This is a genomic window from Streptomyces ortus, assembly GCF_026341275.1.
GTDB classification, from domain to species: domain Bacteria; phylum Actinomycetota; class Actinomycetes; order Streptomycetales; family Streptomycetaceae; genus Streptomyces; species Streptomyces ortus.
Genome location: NZ_JAIFZO010000002.1, coordinates 3,131,679 through 3,153,002, shown reverse-complemented (window position 1 = coordinate 3,153,002; position 21,324 = coordinate 3,131,679). Strand labels below are relative to the sequence as shown.

The 21,324-nt window shown below is 70.0% G+C and carries 21 protein-coding genes; 11 read left to right on the top strand and 10 right to left on the bottom strand.

The genetic code is table 11. The features are described 5' to 3' along the window. The first annotated feature begins 142 nt into the window (after positions 1–142). The 5 genes from K3769_RS17205 (at position 143) to K3769_RS17185 (ending at position 5,239) form a co-directional block, all read left to right on the top strand. Complete coding sequence (locus tag K3769_RS17205; protein ID WP_107021278.1) at positions 143–1,078, top strand: coiled-coil domain-containing protein; 936 nt, start codon at positions 143–145, stop codon at positions 1,076–1,078. Positions 1,079–1,310: 232 nt separating this feature from the next. Beyond that, complete coding sequence (locus tag K3769_RS17200) at positions 1,311–2,312, top strand: ABC transporter ATP-binding protein (RefSeq protein ID WP_267027301.1); 1,002 nt, start codon at positions 1,311–1,313, stop codon at positions 2,310–2,312. A gap of 4 nt (positions 2,313–2,316) precedes the next feature. Next, a complete protein-coding gene (locus K3769_RS17195) occupies positions 2,317–3,087 on the top strand; it encodes an ABC transporter permease (protein WP_267027300.1) in 771 nt (256 codons plus the stop codon). Positions 3,088–3,197: 110 nt separating this feature from the next. Further along, complete coding sequence (locus tag K3769_RS17190) at positions 3,198–4,394, top strand: ABC transporter ATP-binding protein (RefSeq protein ID WP_267027299.1); 1,197 nt, start codon at positions 3,198–3,200, stop codon at positions 4,392–4,394. Continuing rightward, the gene (locus K3769_RS17185; RefSeq protein WP_267027298.1) at positions 4,391–5,239 is read left to right on the top strand and encodes an ABC transporter permease; all 849 of its coding nucleotides are present in this window, start codon (positions 4,391–4,393) and stop codon (positions 5,237–5,239) included. The genes K3769_RS17190 and K3769_RS17185 overlap by 4 nt, the downstream gene beginning before the upstream one ends. Positions 5,240–5,254: 15 nt before the next feature. Here K3769_RS17185 and K3769_RS17180 read toward each other — a convergent pair whose 3' ends face one another. After that, positions 5,255–5,584 (bottom strand): Rv1322 family protein, encoded by a 330-nt coding sequence (locus K3769_RS17180; RefSeq protein WP_267027297.1) that lies wholly within the window; start codon positions 5,582–5,584, stop codon positions 5,255–5,257. A gap of 218 nt (positions 5,585–5,802) precedes the next feature. Here K3769_RS17180 and K3769_RS17175 point away from each other — a divergent pair, with 218 nt between their 5' ends. Continuing rightward, positions 5,803–6,837, top strand: coding sequence for an LLM class flavin-dependent oxidoreductase (locus tag K3769_RS17175; RefSeq protein WP_267027296.1), 1,035 nt, complete (start codon positions 5,803–5,805; stop codon positions 6,835–6,837). A gap of 151 nt (positions 6,838–6,988) precedes the next feature. On the opposite strand, the gene K3769_RS17170 is transcribed toward K3769_RS17175, so the two are convergent. Continuing rightward, positions 6,989–7,381, bottom strand: coding sequence for an SCO5389 family protein (locus tag K3769_RS17170; RefSeq protein WP_149511509.1), 393 nt, complete (start codon positions 7,379–7,381; stop codon positions 6,989–6,991). Between the two features lie 298 nt (positions 7,382–7,679). Here K3769_RS17170 and nucS point away from each other — a divergent pair, with 298 nt between their 5' ends. Continuing rightward, positions 7,680–8,351, top strand: coding sequence for an endonuclease NucS (gene nucS, locus K3769_RS17165; RefSeq protein WP_267027295.1), 672 nt, complete (start codon positions 7,680–7,682; stop codon positions 8,349–8,351). Positions 8,352–8,456: 105 nt separating this feature from the next. On the opposite strand, the gene K3769_RS17160 is transcribed toward nucS, so the two are convergent. From K3769_RS17160 to K3769_RS17145, 4 genes are all read right to left on the bottom strand, one after another. Then, positions 8,457–11,075 carry an ATP-binding protein gene (locus K3769_RS17160; RefSeq protein ID WP_267027294.1) on the bottom strand — a complete coding sequence of 873 codons (2,619 nt, stop codon included), beginning with the start codon at positions 11,073–11,075 and terminating at the stop codon, positions 8,457–8,459. A 295-nt stretch (positions 11,076–11,370) separates the two neighbouring features. Then, positions 11,371–11,694 carry an STAS domain-containing protein gene (locus K3769_RS17155; RefSeq protein WP_267027293.1) on the bottom strand — a complete coding sequence of 108 codons (324 nt, stop codon included), beginning with the start codon at positions 11,692–11,694 and terminating at the stop codon, positions 11,371–11,373. A 187-nt stretch (positions 11,695–11,881) separates the two neighbouring features. Then, positions 11,882–12,730: a 3-hydroxyacyl-CoA dehydrogenase family protein gene (locus tag K3769_RS17150; protein WP_267027292.1), complete on the bottom strand. Its 849-nt coding sequence runs from the start codon at positions 12,728–12,730 to the stop codon at positions 11,882–11,884. 165 nt (positions 12,731–12,895) lie between these two features. After that, on the bottom strand, positions 12,896–13,537 hold the full coding sequence (locus tag K3769_RS17145) for a TetR/AcrR family transcriptional regulator (RefSeq protein ID WP_267027291.1): 642 nt from the start codon (positions 13,535–13,537) through the stop codon (positions 12,896–12,898). A 90-nt stretch (positions 13,538–13,627) separates the two neighbouring features. On the opposite strand from K3769_RS17145, the gene K3769_RS17140 reads away from it, so the two are divergent. The 4 genes from K3769_RS17140 to K3769_RS17125 all read left to right on the top strand — a co-directional run bounded on the left by K3769_RS17140 (position 13,628) and on the right by K3769_RS17125 (position 17,829). Then, positions 13,628–14,434: an ABC transporter ATP-binding protein gene (locus K3769_RS17140; RefSeq protein ID WP_267027290.1), complete on the top strand. Its 807-nt coding sequence runs from the start codon at positions 13,628–13,630 to the stop codon at positions 14,432–14,434. A 5-nt stretch (positions 14,435–14,439) separates the two neighbouring features. After that, on the top strand, positions 14,440–15,189 hold the full coding sequence (locus K3769_RS17135) for an ABC transporter permease (protein ID WP_267031414.1): 750 nt from the start codon (positions 14,440–14,442) through the stop codon (positions 15,187–15,189). A 13-nt stretch (positions 15,190–15,202) separates the two neighbouring features. Continuing rightward, complete coding sequence (locus K3769_RS17130; RefSeq protein ID WP_267027289.1) at positions 15,203–15,778, top strand: cob(I)yrinic acid a,c-diamide adenosyltransferase; 576 nt, start codon at positions 15,203–15,205, stop codon at positions 15,776–15,778. Between the two features lie 215 nt (positions 15,779–15,993). Further along, positions 15,994–17,829: a glycoside hydrolase family 18 chitinase gene (locus K3769_RS17125; RefSeq protein WP_267027288.1), complete on the top strand. Its 1,836-nt coding sequence runs from the start codon at positions 15,994–15,996 to the stop codon at positions 17,827–17,829. A gap of 47 nt (positions 17,830–17,876) precedes the next feature. On the opposite strand, the gene K3769_RS17120 is transcribed toward K3769_RS17125, so the two are convergent. The 4 genes from K3769_RS17120 to K3769_RS17105 form a co-directional block, all read right to left on the bottom strand. Continuing rightward, positions 17,877–18,323 carry a DUF2550 domain-containing protein gene (locus tag K3769_RS17120; protein WP_267027287.1) on the bottom strand — a complete coding sequence of 149 codons (447 nt, stop codon included), beginning with the start codon at positions 18,321–18,323 and terminating at the stop codon, positions 17,877–17,879. 128 nt (positions 18,324–18,451) lie between these two features. After that, positions 18,452–18,826: a F0F1 ATP synthase subunit epsilon gene (locus K3769_RS17115; protein WP_107021294.1), complete on the bottom strand. Its 375-nt coding sequence runs from the start codon at positions 18,824–18,826 to the stop codon at positions 18,452–18,454. A gap of 130 nt (positions 18,827–18,956) precedes the next feature. Beyond that, positions 18,957–20,393 carry a F0F1 ATP synthase subunit beta gene (gene atpD, locus K3769_RS17110; RefSeq protein WP_267027286.1) on the bottom strand — a complete coding sequence of 479 codons (1,437 nt, stop codon included), beginning with the start codon at positions 20,391–20,393 and terminating at the stop codon, positions 18,957–18,959. Then, positions 20,393–21,310, bottom strand: a complete 918-nt coding sequence (locus K3769_RS17105) for a F0F1 ATP synthase subunit gamma (RefSeq protein ID WP_267027285.1) — start codon at positions 21,308–21,310, stop codon at positions 20,393–20,395. The genes atpD and K3769_RS17105 overlap by 1 nt, the downstream gene beginning before the upstream one ends. Positions 21,311–21,324: the final 14 nt, after the last annotated feature.

The following is a 21,324-nucleotide window of genomic DNA, read 5'->3' as shown; positions in this document are numbered from 1 at the left end:
AGCTCCCTGGCAAGCGTTCCGGCCGTTAGCCACCAAAAAGGGTGTCATTCTCCATATCAATCGGGCTACTGCTCGATGACACACCGTTTTGGCCCCTAGGATTCCACCTATCACCTCACCGGTCTCATTCGACAGGAACCCCATGAGCGACACTTCCCCCTACGGCTTCGAGCTTGTGCGGCGTGGGTACGACCGCGCTCAGGTGGACGAACGCATTTCGAAGCTCGTCTCCGACCGTGACAGCGCTCTGGCCCGCATCACTGCTCTCGAAAAGCGCATCGAGGAACTCCATCTCGAAACGCAGAACGCCCAGGCGCAGGTGAGCGACGCCGAGCCGTCGTACGCCGGCCTCGGTGCCCGCGTCGAGAAGATCCTCCGCCTCGCCGAGGAGGAGGCCAAGGACCTGCGCGAGGAGGCCCGTCGCGCGGCGGAGCAGCACCGTGAGCTCGCCGAGTCGGCGGCTCAGCAGGTGCGCAACGACGCAGAATCGTTCGCTGCGGACCGCAAGTCCAAGGCGGAGGACGAAGGCGTCCGGATCGTCGAGAAGGCCAAGACGGACGCCTCGCAGCTCCGTCAGGAGGCGACGAAGGACGCCCAGTCGAAGCGCGAGGAGGCGGACGCCCTCTTCGAGGAGACCCGCGCGAAGGCCGCGCAGGCCGCCGCCGACTTCGAGACGAACCTCGCCAAGCGCCGTGAGCAGTCCGAGCGTGACCTGGCTTCGCGTCAGGCCAAGGCCGAGAAGCGCCTCGCGGAGATCGAGCACCGTGCGGAGCAGCTTCGGCTCGAGGCCGAGAAGCTGCGCACGGACGCCGAGCGGCGGGCCCGTCAGACCGTCGAGACGGCTCAGCGGCAGGCCGAGGACATCGTGGCCGACGCGAACGCGAAGGCCGACCGGATCCGGTCGGAGTCCGAGCGCGAGCTCGCGGCGCTGACGAACCGGCGTGACTCGATCAACGCGCAGCTCACGAATGTGCGCGAGATGCTGGCGACGCTCACGGGTGCGGCGGTCGCTGCGGCCGGGTCGCCCGCCGAGGACGAGCCGATCACTCGTGGGGTGCCGGCACAGCAGTCCCGCTAGGCGCTGACCCTTACGGGTCGGGTCTGTCGGGTTGAGGCTGGGGGGATCTGCGGGCCTGCCGTGGCTGGCCGCGCAGTTCCCCGCGCCCCTATCGGGGCTGTGGCTGGCCGCGCCCACGCGGCGGAGCCGCACATCGAAACAGCCTCGCGCCCCTGTCGGGGCCACCTGAACCGAATCGAAGCCCTCTGCCACTCCGGTGGCAGGGGGCTTTGTCGCGTTTTAGCTTGGGGGCATGATCGAGGTTGAGGGGCTGACCAAGCGGTACGGCGAGAAGATGGCCGTGAATCAGCTGACGTTCGCCGTGCGGCCCGGGATCGTCACCGGGTTCCTCGGGCCGAACGGCGCCGGCAAGTCCACGACCATGCGGATGATGCTCGGGCTCGACCGGCCGACCGCGGGTGACGTCCGGATCGACGGGGAGCACTACGACCGGCTCAAGGACCCGCTGACGTACATCGGCGCCCTGCTCGACGCCAAGGCCATGCACGGCGGTCGCAGCGCCTTCAACCACCTCCTGTGCCTCGCGCAGAGCAACGGCATCCCGCGCGGCCGGGTGCACGAGGTCCTGGACACCGTCGGCCTCACCGCGGTGGCGAAGAAGAAGGCCAAGGGCTTCTCGCTCGGCATGGGCCAGCGGCTCGGCATCGCGGGCGCGCTGCTCGGCGACCCCCGGATCCTGATGTTCGACGAGCCGGTCAACGGGCTCGACCCCGAGGGCATCCACTGGATCCGGAATCTGATGAAGTCCCTCGCCGCCCAGGGACGTACCGTCTTCGTCTCCTCGCATCTGATGAGCGAGATGGCGCTGACCGCCGACCATCTCGTCGTGATCGGCCAGGGCCGGCTGCTCGCCGACACCTCCATGGCCGACTTCATCCGGGAGAACTCCCGCTCGTACGTACGCATCCGGTCACCCCAGCGTGAGCTGCTGCTCGACGTGCTGCACCGGGACGGGATCGTCGTCGTGGAAACCGGCGTCGGGACACTGGAGGTGGACGGGTACCGGCCCGAGGACATCGGTGAGCTGGCCGCGCGGAACGGGATCACGCTGCACGAGCTGAGCCCTCAGCAGGCCTCCCTGGAGGAGGCGTTCATGCAGCTCACGGCGGAGTCGGTGGAGTACCACGCGCACACCGGCGCCCCGCTCGGCGCCCCGCCGCCGCCCCTCCCCGGCGAGCAGCCCGGACCGCCGGCGCCCGGGCCCCGGTGGGGCAACGACTGGAAGAAGGGCTGACTCCATGGCCGCGACCCAGGTCCTGAGGTCCGAGTGGACCAAGATCCGCTCGGTGGCGTCCACACTGTGGACGCTGAGCCTCGCCGCCGTGGTGACCGTCGCGCTCGGTGTGCTGATCTCGCTGCTGTCGAAGAACGAGTTCGACAAGATGGACGCGAAGGACCGGCTCTCCTTCGATCCCACCTACACCAGCTTCGCCGGGATGAGCCTCGGCCAGCTGGCGATGATCGTGTTCGGCGTGCTGGTGGTGTCCAACGAGTACAGCACCGGCATGATCCGCACCTCGCTCGCCGCCGTCCCGCGGCGCGGCACGTTCCTGTTCGGCAAGATCGCGGTGGCGACCGGGCTGGCCTTCCTCGTCGGCCTCGTGACCAGTTTCGTCGCGTTCTTCCTCGGCCAGGCGATGCTCGGCCCCCACAAGGCGTCGATCGGCGACCCGGGCGTCCTGCGGGCGGTCATCGGCGGCGGCCTCTACATGACCCTCATCGCCGTCTTCTCGATGGCCGTCGCCACGATGCTCCGCAGCCCGATGCTGTCCCTGGGCATCCTGATGCCGTTCTTCTTCCTGATCTCCGCCGTCCTCGGCAACGTCTCCGCCACCAAGAAGATCGGCAGATTCCTGCCCGACCAGGCCGGCAGCAAGATCATGCAGGTGGTCACCCCGCTCGACGACGACGTGCCGTACGGCCCCTGGGGAGGGCTGGGCATCATGGTGCTGTGGGTCGTCGCCGCCCTCGTCGGCGGGTACGTACTGCTGAAGAGACGGGACGCGTAGCGCGAGGTTTTTTACCCGCTCTTGAAGGGAACCGTCAGCGCCCCGATATCCTCCTAACCCTTACGGGGGCGTGTGCCCCGACGTCCTGAACCTTTCGATGGGTGCGGAGAATGATCGAGGCAGTCGGCCTGACGAAGCGCTACGGCGACAAGACGGCCGTGTACAACCTTTCCTTCCAGGTCAGGCCGGGCTCGGTCACCGGCTTCCTCGGCCCCAACGGGTCGGGCAAGTCCACGACCATGCGGATGATTCTCGGGCTGGACAACCCCAGCGCCGGGCAGGTGACGATCGGCGGCTACCCGTACCGCAGGCTGCCCAACGCCCCGCGCCAGGTCGGCGCACTGCTCGACGCCAAGGCCGTGCACGGCGGCCGGCACGCCCGCAACCACCTGCTGTGCCTGGCGCAGCTGTCGGGCATCCCGGCCCGCCGGGTGGACGAGGTGCTCGGGGTCGTCGGTCTGCAGGACGTGGCGAAGAAGCGCTCCAAGGGCTTCTCGCTCGGCATGGGCCAGCGGCTCGGCATCGCCGCCGCGCTGCTCGGCGACCCGCAGGTGCTGCTCTTCGACGAACCGGTCAACGGACTCGACCCCGAGGGCATCCTCTGGGTGCGCAACCTGATGAAGTCGCTGGCCGCGGAGGGCCGGACCGTCTTCGTCTCCTCGCATCTGATGAGCGAGATGGCCGTCACGGCCGACCACCTCATCGTGATCGGCCGCGGTCAGCTGCTCTCCGACATGAGCGTGCGCGACTTCATCTCGGCCAACTCGGCCGACTTCGCGCGGGTGCGCACCCCCGGGACCGACCCCGCCCAGCGCGAGAAGCTGACGGCCGCGCTCACCGAGGCGGGCGGTCAGGTGATGCCGGAGCAGGACGGCGGGCTGCGCGTCACCGGGCTGCCGCTCCCCCGCATCAGCGACCTCGCCCACGACGCGGACGTACGGCTGTGGGAGCTGTCCCCGCACCAGGCCTCGCTGGAGGAGGCGTACATGCGGATGACGCAGGGCGCCGTCGACTACCGCTCCACCACCGACCAGCGCGCGGGCCTGCAGCAGCAGCTGCCGCCGGGGGCGATGCCGCCGCCGCAGATGCCGGTGCCGGGACAGGGCCAGCCGGGCTGGTACGCGCCGCCGTCGCCCCAGCACGGCGGGCAGCCGTTCGCGATGCCCCAGGGACAGCCGCCCGCGGGCCCCTACGGCGCTCCGGGCGTCCCCGGCGCCGGGGAGCCCAACCCGTACGCCCAGCCCGCCCAGCCGGCCCCTGCGCAGCCCGCCGCCCCCGACCTGACCAAGCCCGAGGACGCCCGATGAGTACGCCCCAGCCGCCCCAGACGCACCAGCAGGCCGCCCCTGCCCCGAACTGGCAGCAGACGCCCGGGACTTCGTACACCTCGCCGATTCCGATCACGCGCACCCATCTCGGGCACGCGCTCACCTCGGAGTGGACGAAGATCAAGTCGGTGCGCTCCACGATGTGGACGCTCGGCGTCTTCCTGCTCCTGGTCGTGGGGATCGGCCTGCTCGTGGCCGGCCAGACGAAGGACAACGACTACGCCGACGTCCCGTACACGATCCCCGCGTTCTTCGGGCTGATCCTCGGACAGATCTGCCTGATCACCCTGGGCGTGCTGGTGGTCTCGTCCGAGTACGGCACGGGCATGATCCGTACGACGTTCACGGCCTCGCCCCAGCGCCACCGGGTGCTCACCGCCAAGCTGCTGATCTTCTTCGTCGTCGCGTTCGCCGTGTCGGCGCTCGCGATCGGGTTCGTCGGCCTGATCACCTCGGGCATGCACGGCGGGGACCCGGACAACGCGTGGGGCGGCACCGTCCTGAAGGGCGCGCTGTACGTGTCGCTGCTCGGCGTGCTCGCGCTGGCCGTGGGCTCGATGCTGCGGCACTCCGCGGGCGCGATCACCGCGATGCTCGGCCTGGTGCTGGTCCCGGCGATCCTGCCTGCGTTCCTGATGATGTCCGAGAGCCTGCGCACGGTCGGCGAGAAGATGCTGGACTACAACGCTCCGAACGCGCTCGCCAAGATCTTCGAGCTCGACTCCGACAACGGCACCGGCGGTTCGCAGCTCCTCCTGCTCGTCGGTGTGACGGCGGCGGCGATCGCGGGCGCCTACGTGCTCCTTGAGCGACGGGACGTCTGAGCGGCTGCCGGGTTTCTAGAACCTCGGCGCGTTCCGGGACCGCTGCACTCTCGTGGTGCGGCGGTCCTTCGCGTTCCAGCACGACTTGTGCCAGTGGCGGCGCTCGTCCACCCCGGAGTGCTCGGGCCAGGCGACCACGTGCGGGACGCCGGAGGGGATCTGCTGGTCGCAGCCCGGGCAGCGGTAGGTCTTGCCCTGCGCGCTCGCTCCCGCCACGTGCCGCACGCTCCAGGACTCGCCCCGCCAGCTCTCGGCCGACTGCCAGCCGCCGTACCGGTCGGACGGATCCGCGTCCGCGCTCCGGCCGGAGCCACCGACGTGGGGACGGTTGCGACGCGGGGACACAGGACACCTCACGGAGCTATACAGGGAGCAGGGGTCGCGTCCAGCCTACGCGGACCTCCCAGGGGTACGCGTACGTCACCGATCCCCCCAGACCTCCCGCACGGCCGGCGCATTCTGCAGACAATCGGCCTATCTCGCCGCCAAGCCGTGTCTTTGGCACGTGTCAGACGGTTATGCGGGATGGGGGAGCCTCGTCGGCACAAGGAGGCAGGAGCGCGATGCGCGTAGGAAGTTTTGTTCTGGCGGCCCAGTTTCCCGGTCAGGGGCAGGGCGAGGCGCTGCACCGCGCGGTGCGGTCGGCGGAGGTCGCCGAGGAGGCCGGGCTCGATACGGTGTGGCTGGCCGAGCACCACTTCGTGCCGTACGGCACGTGTCCGTCGGCCGTGACGCTGGCGGCGCTGCTGCTCGGCCGCACCCGGCGCATCCGCGTCGGCACGGCGGTCAGCGTGCTGCCCACCGTGCACCCGGTGGCACTCGGCGAACAGGCCGCGCTGCTGCACGTGACCTCGGGCGGACGCTTCTCGCTCGGGGTGGGGCGCGGCGGCCCGTGGGTCGACCTGGAGGTCTTCGGAACGGGCCTCGAAGCGTACGAACACGGGTTCCCGGAATCACTCGATCTGCTGATGAGCTGGTTGCGGCGGCCGTCCGTCGCGGGTGGTTCCGAGCGTTTCGGCTTCCGTGAAGTCCCGGTCGTGCCGCGGCCGTCGGAGGCCCTGTCGGGCGGGGAGAGCCCCGAGGTCGTCGTCGCGTGCACCTCGCCGTCGAGCGTCAGGACGGCCGCCGGGCGCGGGCTGCCGATGCTTCTCGGCATGCACGTGGGGGACGAGGAGAAGGCCGAGATGGTCGCGCTGTGGCGTACGTACGCGCTCGCCGCGGGCCACTCCCCCGACGACATCGCGGTCGCCGCCGCGTCCCATGTGTCGGCCGGGGTGGCGCAGATCGCGGACCGGCGGACGGAGGCCGTGGAGACGCTGCAGAAAGCCATGCCGGGCTGGCTGCGGCAGGGACTGGAAGCCCATGTCACGGTGGACGACCGCAAGCGCTCGATGCGCGATCCCGCGGCCTACACCGAACTCCTCTGCGGGCTGCACCCGGTGGGCACGCCCCGGCTGTGCGCGGACCGCCTCGCGGCGACCTCCGAGCGCACGGGCATCACCCGTTTCGCGCTCCTCGTGGAGGGTTCCGGCGATCTGGCCGCCACGGAGGAGAACGTACGGCGGCTTGGGGGCGAGGTCCTGTCACGGCTCCGGTGAGCGGCTCGGCCGCGCACCGCCCCGGGACCACGACACCCCGCCGCCACGGACCCGGGGCCCGGACCGAACAGGCCCGGGCCCCGGGAAACCCGCCGTTCCCGTACAGAACACCTCCCGCGTACGGAGCGGCGAGCCGGGCGGCGTCACCGCGTCAGCAGTCCCGGAACTCCGGCGACTGGTTCAGCAGTTGACTGCGCACCGACGTGAAACGGGCCAGGGTGTCGTCCACCGAGCCGTCCAGCGGGAACACCGCCACCCGGTGGCAGTTCTGGAAGGCCAGGCGCACCCCGAAGTGCCGTTGCAACGCACCTCGTATCGCGTCACTCGCGAGGGCACGCAGCAGCTGGCCCCGCGCCTGCTCGTCCGGCGGAGGCGTCTGGTTGTCGGCGAAGTTGCCGCCGTCCACCTTCAGCTGGGCCACCAGGGAGCTGATCATCTCCCATGCGTAGGGCAGGGAGGTCCGGACGCAGTCGACGAATTCCGCTTCGTCGACCTCGCCTCGCTCGGCCTTTTCGAGTAGGGCCGGTGAGACGTCCAGCGACATGGGTTCTCCTCTCGCACCCCCTCGGCAGAGGGGGTTGACGGACAGGGAAGGAGACCGCGAGCCGAACACGCTGAGTACATGCATCGCGACCTCCCGTTCATACGGTAGGCAACTGTTCGTGGCCGCACCAGGACATCGGGCACACGGTGAAGACCCGACGTGCACACAACCGGCCACTTTCGAACAGGGCTTATCCGGGGAAACAGGGGCGACAGGGAGGGCGGCGGGACGGGCTCCGGTCAGCGGGCCCCCTGGCCGGATCGCGCCGACCCGTGCCGGTCGAGTAGCGTTGCCGACCATGCGTCTCGTCATTGCCCGCTGCTCCGTCGACTACGCGGGCCGGCTCACCGCCCATCTCCCGTCGGCCCCCCGGCTCATCCTCGTGAAGGCGGACGGCAGCGTCTCGATCCATGCCGACGACCGGGCCTACAAGCCCCTCAACTGGATGTCACCGCCCTGCACCCTGAAGGAGGGTTCAGGGGACGACGAAGGTGTGTGGACCGTCGTCAACAAGGCGGGCGAGAAGCTCATCATCACCATGGAGGAGGTCCTCCACGACTCCTCGCACGAGCTGGGCGTCGACCCCGGCCTGATCAAGGACGGCGTGGAGGCGCACCTCCAGGAGCTGCTCGCCGACCGGATCGAGATCCTCGGTGAGGGCTACTCGCTGATCCGCCGCGAGTACATGACGGCCATCGGCCCGGTCGACATCCTGTGCCGCGACGCGGACGGCGGGACCGTCGCCGTGGAGATCAAACGGCGCGGCGAGATCGACGGCGTGGAGCAACTGACGCGCTATCTGGACCTGTTGAACCGCGACCCGCATCTCGCGCCGGTCCGCGGCATCTTCGCCGCGCAGGAGATCAAGCCGCAGGCCCGGGTGCTCGCCACGGACCGGGGCATCGGCTGCACGGTCCTCGACTACAACGCGATGCGGGGCATCGAGGACGACAAGCTGCGGCTGTTCTGAGGCGGGCCGGAATTCTACGTACGGCATGACGGTGGGCCGGGACCTGTGATCAGGTCCCGGCCCACCGTCATGCGTGGCACGCCACCCCGCGCCTCGCAGCCCGTGTCAGATCACCGTCGGCGATGCGGGCGCGCCGCTGCCCGCGGAGCCGCTGCTCGTGGCGGGGCTGGACGCGGGGCCGCCGGCCGAGTCGGAGGTCGACGGTTCGGTCGGCCCGCTGGGTTCCCCGGAGGGCTCGGTCGGCGTCGGAGTGGGCGTCGGGGTCGGGGTCGGGCTCGGCGGCTTCGTGGTGGTCGACGGCCTCGGCGAGGTCGGCGGCTTCGTCGTGGACGACGGCGGCTTCGTCGTGGACCTGGTCGGGCTCGGGTCCTTCGAACCGCTCGGGTCGTCCGACGGTTCGCCGGTGGACGTCGGCGTCGGGTCGTCCGCGGTCCCGAGGACGCCGTCCTTGCCCGGGTCGGTCGGCCGGGCGGTCGGCTCCACGTCGCTGCTGCCCTTCTTCGGGCGGTCCGCGCCGAGCCCTTCGCCCTCGTCGTCCGCGCTGGCCGACGGGGTGACGCCGACCTTCTCCGACGGGGTGTTGTCGTCGGGGTTCGAGGTCGCGCCGAGGGTCACCACCGTGCCGAGCACGGCGGCGAGCAGGGCGCCCGCCCCGGCGGCCACCAGATTACGCCGGGTGCCGTTGACCAGGCCCTTCAACCCGCCCGCCGGCGCCCCCTCGGCCGTCGCCGACGAACCGGGTCCGGTGCGGTGCGTGACCAGCGTGGCGGGCTCACCGGCTCCCTGCGGGGATGCGACCGGCGCGAACGCGGCCGGTACGCCGCCGGGCGGGGACGCCGACTCCTCATACCGCGCGTCGGGCACCTCCTCGCCGGACATCGAGCCGGCCCCCGCGGGCAGCGCCGGCGGTCCGCCCTGTCCGAACGAGGCCGGCAGGCTCGCGAAGCCCGAACGGTCCGCGACCAGGGCCAGGGCGCGCCGGCCCGCGACGGTGCCGCGCTTGTCGGCGAGGGCGCCGCGCAGGCCGACGGAGGCCTCCAGTTCGGCGCGGGCCCGGTCGAGCTGTCCGCCGCAGAGCGCGAGGATGCCCAACTCGTGGTGGAAATAGGCTTGATCCGAGACCTCGCCGGCGAGCCGGGCGGCCTCGCTGCCGGAGCGCAGCGCGCGCTCCCAGGCGCTCCAGTGCAGTCCCGCGGCGAAGGCGGGGGCGGCCGTCCGGGCCAGCTCCACCGCCGTGGCGTTCTCCTCGTCCTCGGCCGGCACCCCGGTCAGCGGCACCAGGGCGGCCAGGGCGGCGAGCACGGCGTCCGCCTCGGCGCAGACCCGCTCCGGGGTGACGGAGGGGTGTCCGGCCCACCAGGCGTAGTGCCGGGCGGCGGCGCGGGCGGTCTCCTCGGCGTCCGCGGCGTATCCGGCGCTCTCCAGTTGGGTCCGCACCCCGGCCGCGAGCCGGTAGTGGGAGCCGACGGGGGTGACGAGTGCGCAGCCGACGAGTTCCGCGAGCGCGGCGTCCGCGTGCGTGTGCCCCACGATGGCGGGCAGATGCGCCTGGTGCGGCACCTCGCCGCCCAGGGCGACGGCGAAGCGCAGGGTGGCGCGGGCCGACTCGCTGAGCCGGGAGGCGAGCAGCGCGGCGGGCGCGGCACCCTCGGCGAGCGAGGGCAGCGGTACCTCGGGGCGGTCCTCGGTGCCGGACGCGTCGGTGGGCACGTCGGTGGAGGCGTCCGCGGGTGCGTCCGGGTGCGCGTCCGCGGGCGCGTCGTCGTACTCGCCGGAGTAGCGGCCGAAGTCCTCGAAGGACTCCGGGTTGGTGCTCAGCTGGTCGCGCTGGCGCAGCAGGGCGCCGGCCTGGACGAAGCGCAGCGGGAGCCCCTCGGACTCGAACCAGAGGTCGCCCGCCCAGTTGGCCTCCTCCTCGGTCAGGACGCGGCCGACGGCGCGCTCCAGCAGTTCGAGTCCGCCGGCGCGGCCGAGACCGCTGAGGAAGACCTCTTCGAGGAGCGAGTCGGCGGCCGGCGCGGCGATCTCGGGCGTCGCGGAGACCAGGAAGGCGCACTCGGGTGCGGCGTCGAGCAGGTCTTCGAGCGCGGTGCCGCCGAACTCCACGTCGTCCAGGACGACGACCGCGCCGATCTCGTGGACGAGTGCGAGCAGTTCGTCCTGTTCCGGCCGGTACAGCGGAGCGTCGTAGACGGTGGCGAAGAGTTCGTGCAGCAGATCGTCGCCCGTGCGGCGGTGGCCGCTGAGGCGGATCACGCCGTCGGGCGCGAGGTCGGCGCAGTCCTCGGCCACGGCGTCCAGCAGCACGGTGCGGCCCGAGCCCGAGGGCCCGGTGAGCCGTACGGAGCGTCCGCGCGCGAGCAGCCGTACGAGCCGCTCACGCTCCTCGTGGCGCTCCAGGAGCGGCAGTCCGGGCCCCGGCGCCCCGGGCGGGACGGGCGGCCGTGCGGAGCGCGTGTGCTCGGTCCGCTCGGCGGCGCTGAACTTCGCGGGCCGCGGCGGTCGCTGGCCCGGCGGGCAGAGCTCGATCTCGCTGCCGTCGACGGGATTGACGGTGAGCAGATGGTCGCCCGTGACCAGCTGGACGGTGCGGGCCGGTGCGGGTGTGTGCTGGACGCCGGCCTGCCCCAGCGCGTGCGTCAAAGGCTCGCGCGGTGGACGCTGCCGTGGCGCCGGGTCGTCGTCGTGACCGTGGTCTTCGGGTCCCTGGTTGATCGGGTCCATAGGTCCAAGCCCCCCAAAAGCGTCGTGTGCGAGCCCCCTCCGGCCTGCCGCACACTGCGCTGTCGCTTCTGGTCCGGTGCCCACTGACGGGTTCATCAACACGCGGGCACGCGAACCCTAAACCTTCGCACAGTATCTACGAACACACGGGGTACCGCGCCGTCCGAGACGTCACAGCTTCGTGAGGATTGTTCGCGAGGTACGGGTTTCGTACGCTGCTTCCGATCCGATCTTCGCCGTTTGCGGCTGTGACGCGGAGCCGCGCACGGAGGAGGCCGAAGTGCTGCCCGGGGGATCAGACCCTGGGCAGTGATTCGACTCCGATACCGCCCTCGATAGCCAGGATGCGGTGGAGGCGGGTGGCCACCAGCAGGCGCTGCATCTGCGGCTTGACGCCGCGCAGCACAAGCCTCCGGCCGCACCGCCCCGCCCGCCGGTGGGCTCCCATGATGACGCCGAGTCCGGTGGCGTCCCAGGAGTCCAGCTCTGACAGGTCGAGCACCAGGTCGCCGACGCCGTCGTCGATGGCCGAGTGCAGGACCGTACGGGCGTCCGCCGCGCTGCGGACGTCGAGGCGGCCCCCGACGACCAGCTCGGCGTGGTCGCCCCTGATGTGCATATGCGCTCCCCGAGAGTGCGTTTTTGTACTCGGCGTCTTCGTCGTGTCCTGTGGTGCGAGGTGTTGCCAGGACTGACTGCCGTACCGGGGCAGAAGTTGCCGTCCGTGAGCGAACCGATACCCCAAATCACCCTGACGAGTGACGGTGTGACGGGCCGTGGATCCGCGCGGAGTTCGGTACGAGGTGTCAGTACGTGTAGAAGCCCTGCCCGCTCTTGCGTCCGATGTCACCGGCGTCAACCATCCGGCGCATCAGCTCGGGCGGGGCGAACTTCTCGTCCTGGGACTCGGTGTAGATGTTGCTCGCCGCGTGCAGCAGGATGTCGACACCCGTGAGGTCGGCGGTGGCGAGCGGTCCCATGGCGTGTCCGAAGCCCAGCTTGCAGGCCAGGTCGATGTCCTCTGCGGTCGCCACGCCCGACTCGTACAGCTTGGCCGCCTCGACGACGAGCGCCGAGATGAGCCGGGTGGTGACGAAGCCGGCCACGTCGCGGTTGACGACGATGCAGGTCTTGCCGACCGACTCGGCGAACTGCCGGGCGGTGGCGAGCGCTTCGTCGCTGGTCTTGTGACCTCGGACGAGTTCGCAGAGCTGCATCATCGGCACCGGCGAGAAGAAGTGGACGCCGACGACCCGCTCCGGGCGCCCGGTGGCCGCCGCGATCTTGGTGATCGGGATGGCGGAGGTGTTGGAGGCGAGTACGGTCTCGTCCTTCACCAGCGTGTCGAGCGTACGGAAGATCTCGTGCTTGACGTCCAGCTGCTCGAACACGGCCTCGACGACGATGTCGACGTCGGCGACCGCGTCCAGGTCGGTGGTCGTGGTGATGCGGCCCAGTGCCTCTTCGGCCGCGCCCGCGTCCAGCTTCCCCTTGCTCACGAACTTGTCGTACGAGGCCTTGATGCCGTCCGTGCCCCGGGTCAGCGCCGCGTCGGTGACATCCCGCAGGACGACGTCCCAGCCGGCCTGTGCGGCGACCTGGGCGATACCGGACCCCATGAGTCCGGCCCCGATGACGGCGAGCTTCCCTGCCACTGTCCGACTCCCTGCTGCTCCACGACCGGCGCTGACATCGCGAGACAGCTCCGAACGACGTGCCTGGGAGTTGCCTCTCCGGCGGACCCTAGCGCTCGTGAGGTGCCGTGTGACCGCTAAGTAATGCGCGTCACGTCTCATAGGACGGACATCACACCGGGCGGCTCATTCCGCCGCCCGTACGGCGTAGTTGAGGACCTTCTCGCTCAAAAGGTCCTCCATGCCGTCCAGCAGCGCCAGCACCTCGCGGGAGACCTCGGCCGGATCACGGCCGGCGACCATCTCCCGCCCGACGGTACCCATGACGGTCTGGTGGAGCCAGCCGATCTGGCCCGCCATCAGCTGGGGCATCGGATCGTCCGGGGCCGCGCCCGTCTCCTCGCGCAGGGTGTCCGCCAGGTGGTCGTGCACCTCCTGCTGCAGGCTCCACAGCCGGGAGCGCAGGGCCGGCGCGTCGTGGATGACGCGCATGAACCGGTCGTACCCCTCCATCAGGCCGACCCGCGGCGAGACCGCCTCGACCTCCTCGCGCAGCTCGCGCAGGACGGCGGCGGCGGCCGACTCACCGGGGTCCCGGCCGCGCACCCAGCGCGAGAGCCGGTCGACGACGCCCTTGCTGCGGTCGAAGAAGAGGTCTTCCTTGGCCGGGAAGTAGTTGTACACGGTGTTCACGGACACGTCGGCGGCGTCGGCGACGTCGACCATCGTCACGGTGACGAAGCCGTGCTCCAGGAACAGTCCCGTGGCGATGTCCGAGATGCGCTGCCTGGTCTCGCGCTTCTTCCGCTCCCTGAGCCCCTCTGCCATGGCCTCATCGTAGGCCGGATCCGGATTTATTGGGCTCACTGAAAACTTGGAGACATTGCAAAATTGGGGTGCCTCTGTTTTTCTTGGCGCATGCCCATCATCAGCACGGCCGGCCTGGCCCGGACCTTCCAGACCAAGAGCGGCCCCGTCGAGGCGGTCCGCGGCATCGATCTCACCGTCGCGCCGGGCGAGATCCTCGGCCTCCTCGGCCCGAACGGCGCGGGCAAGACGACCACCCTCCGGATGCTCACCACCCTGCTGGCCCCCACCGGCGGCGCCGCCACCGTCGCGGGCCACGACCTGGCCGGCGACCCGGCGGGCGTCCGCCGCGTCTGCGGGTACGTGGCGCAGTCCGGCGGGGTCGACCCGCAGGTCTCCGTCCGGGAGGAACTGGTCACGCAGGGCCGCCTCTACCGCCTGACGAAGCCACAGGCGGTAGAGCGCGCCGGCGAACTGGCCCTCGACCTCGGCCTGAGCGGCCTTCTCGACCGGAAGACGTCGGCGCTCTCCGGCGGTCAGCGCCGCCGCCTCGACCTCGCGCTCGGCCTCGTCCACCGCCCGGAGGTGCTGTTCCTCGACGAGCCGACCACCGGCCTGGACCCGGCGAGCCGCGCCGACCTCTGGGACCTCGTCCGCCGTCTCCGCGACGAGCACGGCACCACCGTCCTCCTCACCACCCACTACCTTGACGAGGCGGACGCGCTCGCCGACCGGCTGGTGATCGTCGACGGGGGTGTCGTGGTCGCGGAGGGCACACCGAGCGCGCTCAAGCTCCGGTACGGGGGGTCGATCGACGCGAGCCTCCAGGACACCTTCCTGGCGATCACCGGCCGCACCCCGGAGCCGGCGGCCCCCGCCCCCGCAACCGTCCAGCCGTCCGAACTCATGAGGTCGTGACCGACATGCTCTTCCAGGACACCGCGCTGATCTTCGGGCGCTATCTCCGCCAGACCCTGCGCTCCAGATTCGCGATGCTCTTCGGCGTACTGATGCCGCTGCTGTACCTGCTCTTCTTCGGCCCCCTGCTCACCGATCTGCCACTGGGCGGCAGCGGGAGCTCCTGGCAGGTCCTGGTACCGGGACTGCTGCTCCAACTCGGCCTGTTCGGGGCCTCGTTCGCCGGGTTCATGATCATCATCGAGAAGAACCTCGGGGTCGTGGAGCGGATGCGCGTCACCCCGGTCAGCCGGCTCGCGCTCCTGCTCGGCCGGGTGCTGCGCGACACGGCCGTCTTCGTGCTCCAGGCGGTCCTGCTGGTCCTGGCCGCCGTGGCGATGGGCCTGCGCGCACCCGTGGCGGGCATCCTGATCGGCTTCGCCTTCGTCGCACTCCTGACGCTCTCGCTCGCCTCGCTCTCCTACGCGCTGGCCATGCGCGTCAGCTCGCCCCACACGTTCGGCCCGACGGTCAACGCCCTGGCCATGCCCTCCATGCTCCTGTCCGGCCTGATGCTGCCGATGTCGCTGGCCCCGGGCTGGCTGGACGCCCTCTCGCACGTCATGCCGCTGCGCTATCTGGTGGACGCGATGCGGGACGCGTACGTCGGCTCGTACGCCACCGCCTCCATGGCGTACGGGGTCCTCGTGGCCGCCGGCTTCGCGGGACTCGCCGTGACAGTGGGCACACGCGTGTTCCGGACGGCCGGGGCGTAACTACGCTGGCCGCATGGTCAATCTGACGCGCATCTACACCAGGACCGGCGACCAGGGCACCACCGCCCTCGGCGACATGAGCCGCACCGCCAAGACGGATCCGCGGATCTCGGCGTACGCGGACGCCAACGAGGCGAACGCGGCGCTCGGCACGGCGATCGCGCTCGGCAACCTCGACGAGGAGATCGTGAAGGTCCTCTCCCGCGTCCAGAACGACCTGTTCGACGTGGGGGCGGACCTGTCGACGCCGGTCGTGGAGAACCCCGAGTTCCCGCCGCTGCGCGTCGAGCAGTTCTACATCGACAAGCTGGAGGCGGACTGCGACCGCTTCAACGACCGGCTGGAGAAGCTGCGCTCCTTCATCCTGCCCGGCGGCACGCCCGGCGCGGCCCTCCTGCACCAGGCGTGCACGGTGGTCCGCCGGGCGGAGCGCTCGACCTGGACGGCCATGGAGTCCCACGCGGGGTCCATGAACCCCCTCACGGCCACCTACCTCAACCGCCTCTCGGACCTGCTCTTCATCCTGGCCAGAACGGCGAACAAGAAGGTGGGCGACGTCCTCTGGGTCCCGGGCGGCGACCGGGCCTAGGCCAACGGCCGGAGGCGGTGGTGAAGACGCACGTCAGCCGCCTGCCGGGGAAGCCGGGCGTGCGCGGTCCGGCGCAGGCGGCCGTACCGGCGCGGGAGTTGGGCATGTAACAACTGGTGGCACCGCACCCCCACAGTGGTCTGGACCTATTGACCTATGGTCCAGACCTTTCTATTGTCCTGCGCACCTCATAAAACTCCCCCAAGGAGACGCGGATGCGCCTCAGACGCAGACTCGGACACAGAGCCATAGCGGGGTTCACCACCCTGCTGCTGCCGTTCGCCGCCCTGGTCGGGCTCGCCAGCCCCGCCTCCGCCGCCACGTCGGCGACCGCCACCTACGCCAAGACCCAGGACTGGGGCAGCGGCTTCGAGGGCAAGTGGACCGTCAAGAACACCGGCACCACGGCCATCAGCTCCTGGACCGTCGAGTGGGACTTCCCCTCGGGCACCTCGGTCACCTCCGCCTGGGACGCCGACGTCACCAGCTCCGGCACCCACTGGACCGCCAAGAACAAGTCCTGGAACGGCACCCTCGCCGCGGGCGCCTCCGTCTCCTTCGGCTTCAACGGCTCGGGCACCGGCTCCCCCAGCAACTGCAAGCTCAACGGCGGCAGTTGTGACGGCGGCCCCTCGGTCCCCGGCGACAACGCGCCCTCCGCCCCGGGCAAGCCGACCGCCTCCGACATCACCAACACCTCGGTGAAGCTCGCCTGGAGCGCGGCCACCGACGACAAGGGCATCAAGAACTACGACGTCCTGCGCGACGGCGCCAAGGTCGCCACGGTGACCGGGACCTCGTACACGAACACCGGTCTGACCGCCGGCACCGACTACTCGTACACCGTGCAGGCGCGTGACACCGCCGACCAGACCGGACCGGTCAGCGGCGCGACCGCCGTGCGCACCACCGGCGGCACCACCGAGCCGCCCACCGGCGACAAGGTCAAGCTCGGCTACTTCACCGAGTGGGGCGTCTACGGGCGCAACTACCACGTGAAGAACCTGGTCAGCTCCGGCTCCGCGTCGAAGATCACGCACATCAACTACGCGTTCGGCAACGTCAAGGGCGGCAAGTGCACCCTCGACGACTCCTACGCGGCCACCGACAAGGCGTACACCGCCGACCAGTCCGTCAGCGGCACCGCCGACACCTGGGACCAGCCCCTGCGCGGCAACTTCAACCAGCTGCGCCAGCTGAAGGCCAAGTACCCGCACATCAAGGTGCTGTGGTCGTTCGGCGGCTGGACCTACTCGGGCGGCTTCGGTGAGGCCGCCGCCAACCCGGCCGCCTTCGCCGCCTCCTGCAAGGCCCTCGTGGAGGACCCGCGCTGGGCAGACGTCTTCGACGGCATCGACATCGACTGGGAGTACCCGAACGCCTGCGGCCTGAGCTGCGACACGTCCGGCTTCAGCTCCTTCAAGACCCTCAGCCAGGCGCTGCGCACCGAGTTCGGCTCCAACTACCTGGTCACCGCCGCCATCACGGCGGACGGCTCCTCCGGCGGCAAGATCGACGCGGCCGACTACGGCGGCGCCAGCGCGAGCCTCGACTGGTACAACGTGATGACGTACGACTACTTCGGCGCCTTCAACGCGCAGGGCCCGACCGCCCCGCACTCGCCGCTGACCTCGTACAGCGGCATCCCGACGGCCGGCTTCAACTCGGCCGACGCGATCGCCAAGCTCAAGAGCAAGGGCGTACCCGCCAAGAAGCTGCTGCTCGGCATCGGCTTCTACGGGCGCGGCTGGACCGGCGTCACCCAGGCCGCTCCCGGCGGCACGGCGACCGGCGCGGCACCCGGCACGTACGAGGCGGGCATCGAGGACTACAAGATCCTCAAGAACTCCTGCCCCGCCACCGGCACGATCGCCGGTACGGCCTACGCCTACTGCGGCAACAACTGGTGGAGCTACGACACCCCGGCCACCATCGGCTCCAAGATGACCTGGGCCAAGAACCAGGGCCTGGGCGGCGCGTTCTTCTGGGAGTTCAGCGGCGACACGACCAACGGCGAACTGGTGACGGCCATCAACAACGGCCTGAACTAGCAACCCCGCGGCCCTGAACGACAACCGCCCGGGCAGTGAGTGAATGGTTACGCCACATTCACTCGCTGCCCGGGCGGCGCCGCTTCCAGCCACGCGAGGAACCCGGTCAACGCGTCCTCGCTCATGGCGAGCTCCAGACGCGTACCGCGATGGACACAGGTGAGGATGATCGCGTCGGAGAGCAGCGCCAGCTCCTCCTCGCCCTCCGGCGCCCGCCGGCCGGCCACCTCGATCGCCGAACGTTCGAGAACGCGGCGCGGCCTCAGCGCGTACGAGAAGACACGGAACCACTCGATGCGGTCGCCGCTGTAGCGGGCGATGCCGTAGCCCCAGCCCTTGCCGCTGGTGTCGGTCTTCTCCGGGACGTCCCAACGCAGGCTGCAGTCGAAGGTGCCGCCCGAGCGCTGGATCACTCTGCGACGCAGGCCGAAGACGAAGAGTCCGAGGGCCACCAGTAGCACTGCCGACCCGACCACAGTCAGAGCGAGGACCATCGACACCGACCTCCTCGTCTCCTAGGTAACGGAAAGGAAAAAAGCACCCGCATCGCCTCAGCCGCGACCCGGTCCGGAAAAGCTCCGGTCCTGGCCGCGGCTGAGTCACTTCCCTCTGCGCGCTGGTCTCAGTGCGCAGACACCGCCCGCAGTCGGACGTCCGCGCGGCGCTCTGCGGACGCGTCGGCGTCCGACTTCGCGCGCTCGAACGCCCGCTCCGCACGCTGGACGTCGATCTCGTCCGACAACTCGGCGATCTCGGCCAGCAGCGACAGCTTGTTGTCCGCGAAAGAGATGAAACCGCCGTGCACCGCGGCGACGACCGTTCCACCATCACTCGTACGGATGGTCACCGGGCCCGACTCCAGCACACCGAGCAGCGGCTGGTGACCGGGCATGACGCCGATGTCGCCGGACGTGGTACGCGCGACGACCAGGGTGGCCTCGCCGGACCAGACACTGCGGTCCGCGGCGACGAGCTCGACATGCAGCTCAGCAGCCAAGGTGGGCTCCTCGGGTCACCACCCGGCGTTCGCTGCCGGGTGTTGGGTCAAAGTCTAATGGGCGTAGTGAGAGGGGCGGGACCCGCCCCGCGAGGCACGGCCCCGCCCCTCTCACTCAGAACACTTCGGTTCAGGAGACGCCGAGTTCCTTGGCGTTGGCCTTCAGGTCCTCGATGCCACCGCACATGAAGAACGCCTGCTCCGGGAAGTGGTCGTACTCCCCGTCGATGATCGAGTTGAACGCCGCGATGGACTCCTCCAGCGGAACGTCCGACCCGTCCACACCGGTGAACTGCTTGGCGGCGTGGGTGTTCTGGGACAGGAAGCGCTCCACACGACGGGCACGGTGGACGACGAGCTTGTCCTCCTCGCCCAGTTCGTCGATACCGAGGATCGCGATGATGTCCTGGAGGTCCTTGTACTTCTGCAGGACCGTCTTGACGCGCATGGCGGCGTCGTAGTGCTCCTGCGCGATGTAGCGCGGGTCCAGGATGCGGGACGTGGAGTCCAGCGGGTCCACGGCCGGGTAGATGCCCTTCTCGGAGATCGGACGGGAGAGCACCGTCGTCGCGTCGAGGTGGGCGAACGTGGTGGCCGGGGCCGGGTCGGTCAGGTCGTCCGCGGGAACGTAGATCGCCTGCATCGACGTGATCGAGTGACCACGCGTCGAGGTGATGCGCTCCTGCAGCTGGCCCATCTCGTCGGCCAGGTTCGGCTGGTAACCGACCGCGGACGGCATACGGCCGAGCAGGGTGGAGACCTCGGAACCGGCCTGCGTGAAGCGGAAGATGTTGTCGATGAAGAACAGCACGTCCTGCTTCTGCACATCGCGGAAGTACTCCGCCATGGTCAGACCGGCCAGGGCCACGCGCAGACGGGTGCCCGGGGGCTCGTCCATCTGGCCGAAGACGAGAGCGGTCTTGTCGAGAACACCGCTCTCTTCCATCTCCGCGATGAGGTCGTTGCCCTCACGGGTGCGCTCACCGACGCCCGCGAAGACGGAGACGCCCTCGTGGAGGTTGGCGACACGCATGATCATTTCCTGGATCAGCACGGTCTTGCCGACACCGGCACCACCGAACAGACCGATCTTGCCGCCCTTGACGTACGGGGTCAGCAGGTCGACGACCTTCAGGCCCGTCTCGAACATCTCGGTCTTCGACTCGAGCTGGTCGAACGCGGGGGCCTTGCGGTGGATGGTCCACCGGTCGCCCTCGTAGGCCTCGTCGGAGTTCAGAACCTCGCCGAGGGTGTTGAACACCTTGCCCTTGGTGAAGTCACCGACCGGGACGGAGATGCCCGTGCCCGTGTCGGTCACCACGGCCTGGCGGACCAGACCGTCGGTGGGCTGCATGGAGATGGTGCGGACCAGACCGTCACCCAGGTGCTGGGCGACCTCAAGGGTCAGCGTCTTCTTCTCGCCGGCGTTGGCCGGGTCGGCCACCTCGACGTGAAGGGCGTTGTAGATCTCCGGCATGGCGTCGACGGGGAATTCCACGTCGACGACCGGGCCGATGACCCGGGCGACGCGGCCCGTGGCAACGGCCGTCTCAACTGTCGTCGTCATTACCTGTCACTCCCCGCGGTCGCGTCGGCCAGCGCTGCGGTGCCACCGACGATCTCGCTGATTTCCTGGGTGATTTCGGCCTGGCGGGCCGCGTTGGCAAGTCGGGAGAGTGAAGTGATCAGGTCTCCCGCGTTGTCGGTCGCCGACTTCATCGCGCGGCGGGTGGCGGCGTGCTTGGAGGCAGCCGACTGGAGCAGCGCGTTGTAGATACGGCTCTCGACGTACCGCGGCAGAAGGGCGTCCAGGACGTCCTCCGCCGACGGCTCGAAGTCGTAGAGCGGAAGGATCTCGTCCTTGCTGGACGACTCCTCCACGACCTCGTCGAGGCTGAGCGGCAGCAGGCGGCTGTCGACCGCCGTCTGCGTCATCATCGAGACGAACTCGGTGTAGACGATGTGGATCTCGTCCACGCCGCCCTCCGCCGTCTCCTTCTCGATGGCCTCGATCAGCGGAACGGCGACGTTCTTCGCGTCCGCGTACGAGGGCTCGTCGGTGAAGCCCGCCCACGATTCCGAGACCTTGCGCTCACGGAAGTTGTAGTGGGCGAGACCGCGGCGGCCGACGATGTACGTGTCGACCTCCTTGCCCTCGGCCACCAGACGGGCGGTCAGCTGCTCCGCCGCCTTGATGGCGTTGGAGTTGAAGGCGCCGGCCAGTCCGCGGTCGCTCGTGAGGAGCAGCACCGCGGAACGGGTCGCCGTCTCAGCCTCCGTGGTCAGCGGGTGCTGGGTGTTCGAACCGGTCCCGACGGCCGTGACCGCGCGGGTGAGCTCGGTCGCGTACGGCGTGGAGGCCCGTACCTTGCGCTGCGCCTTGACGACACGCGAGGCGGCGATCATCTCCATCGCCTTGGTGATCTTCTTGGTCGCGGTGACGGATTTGATGCGACGCTTGTAGACCCGGAGCTGGGCTCCCATGAGTCAGGTCCCTT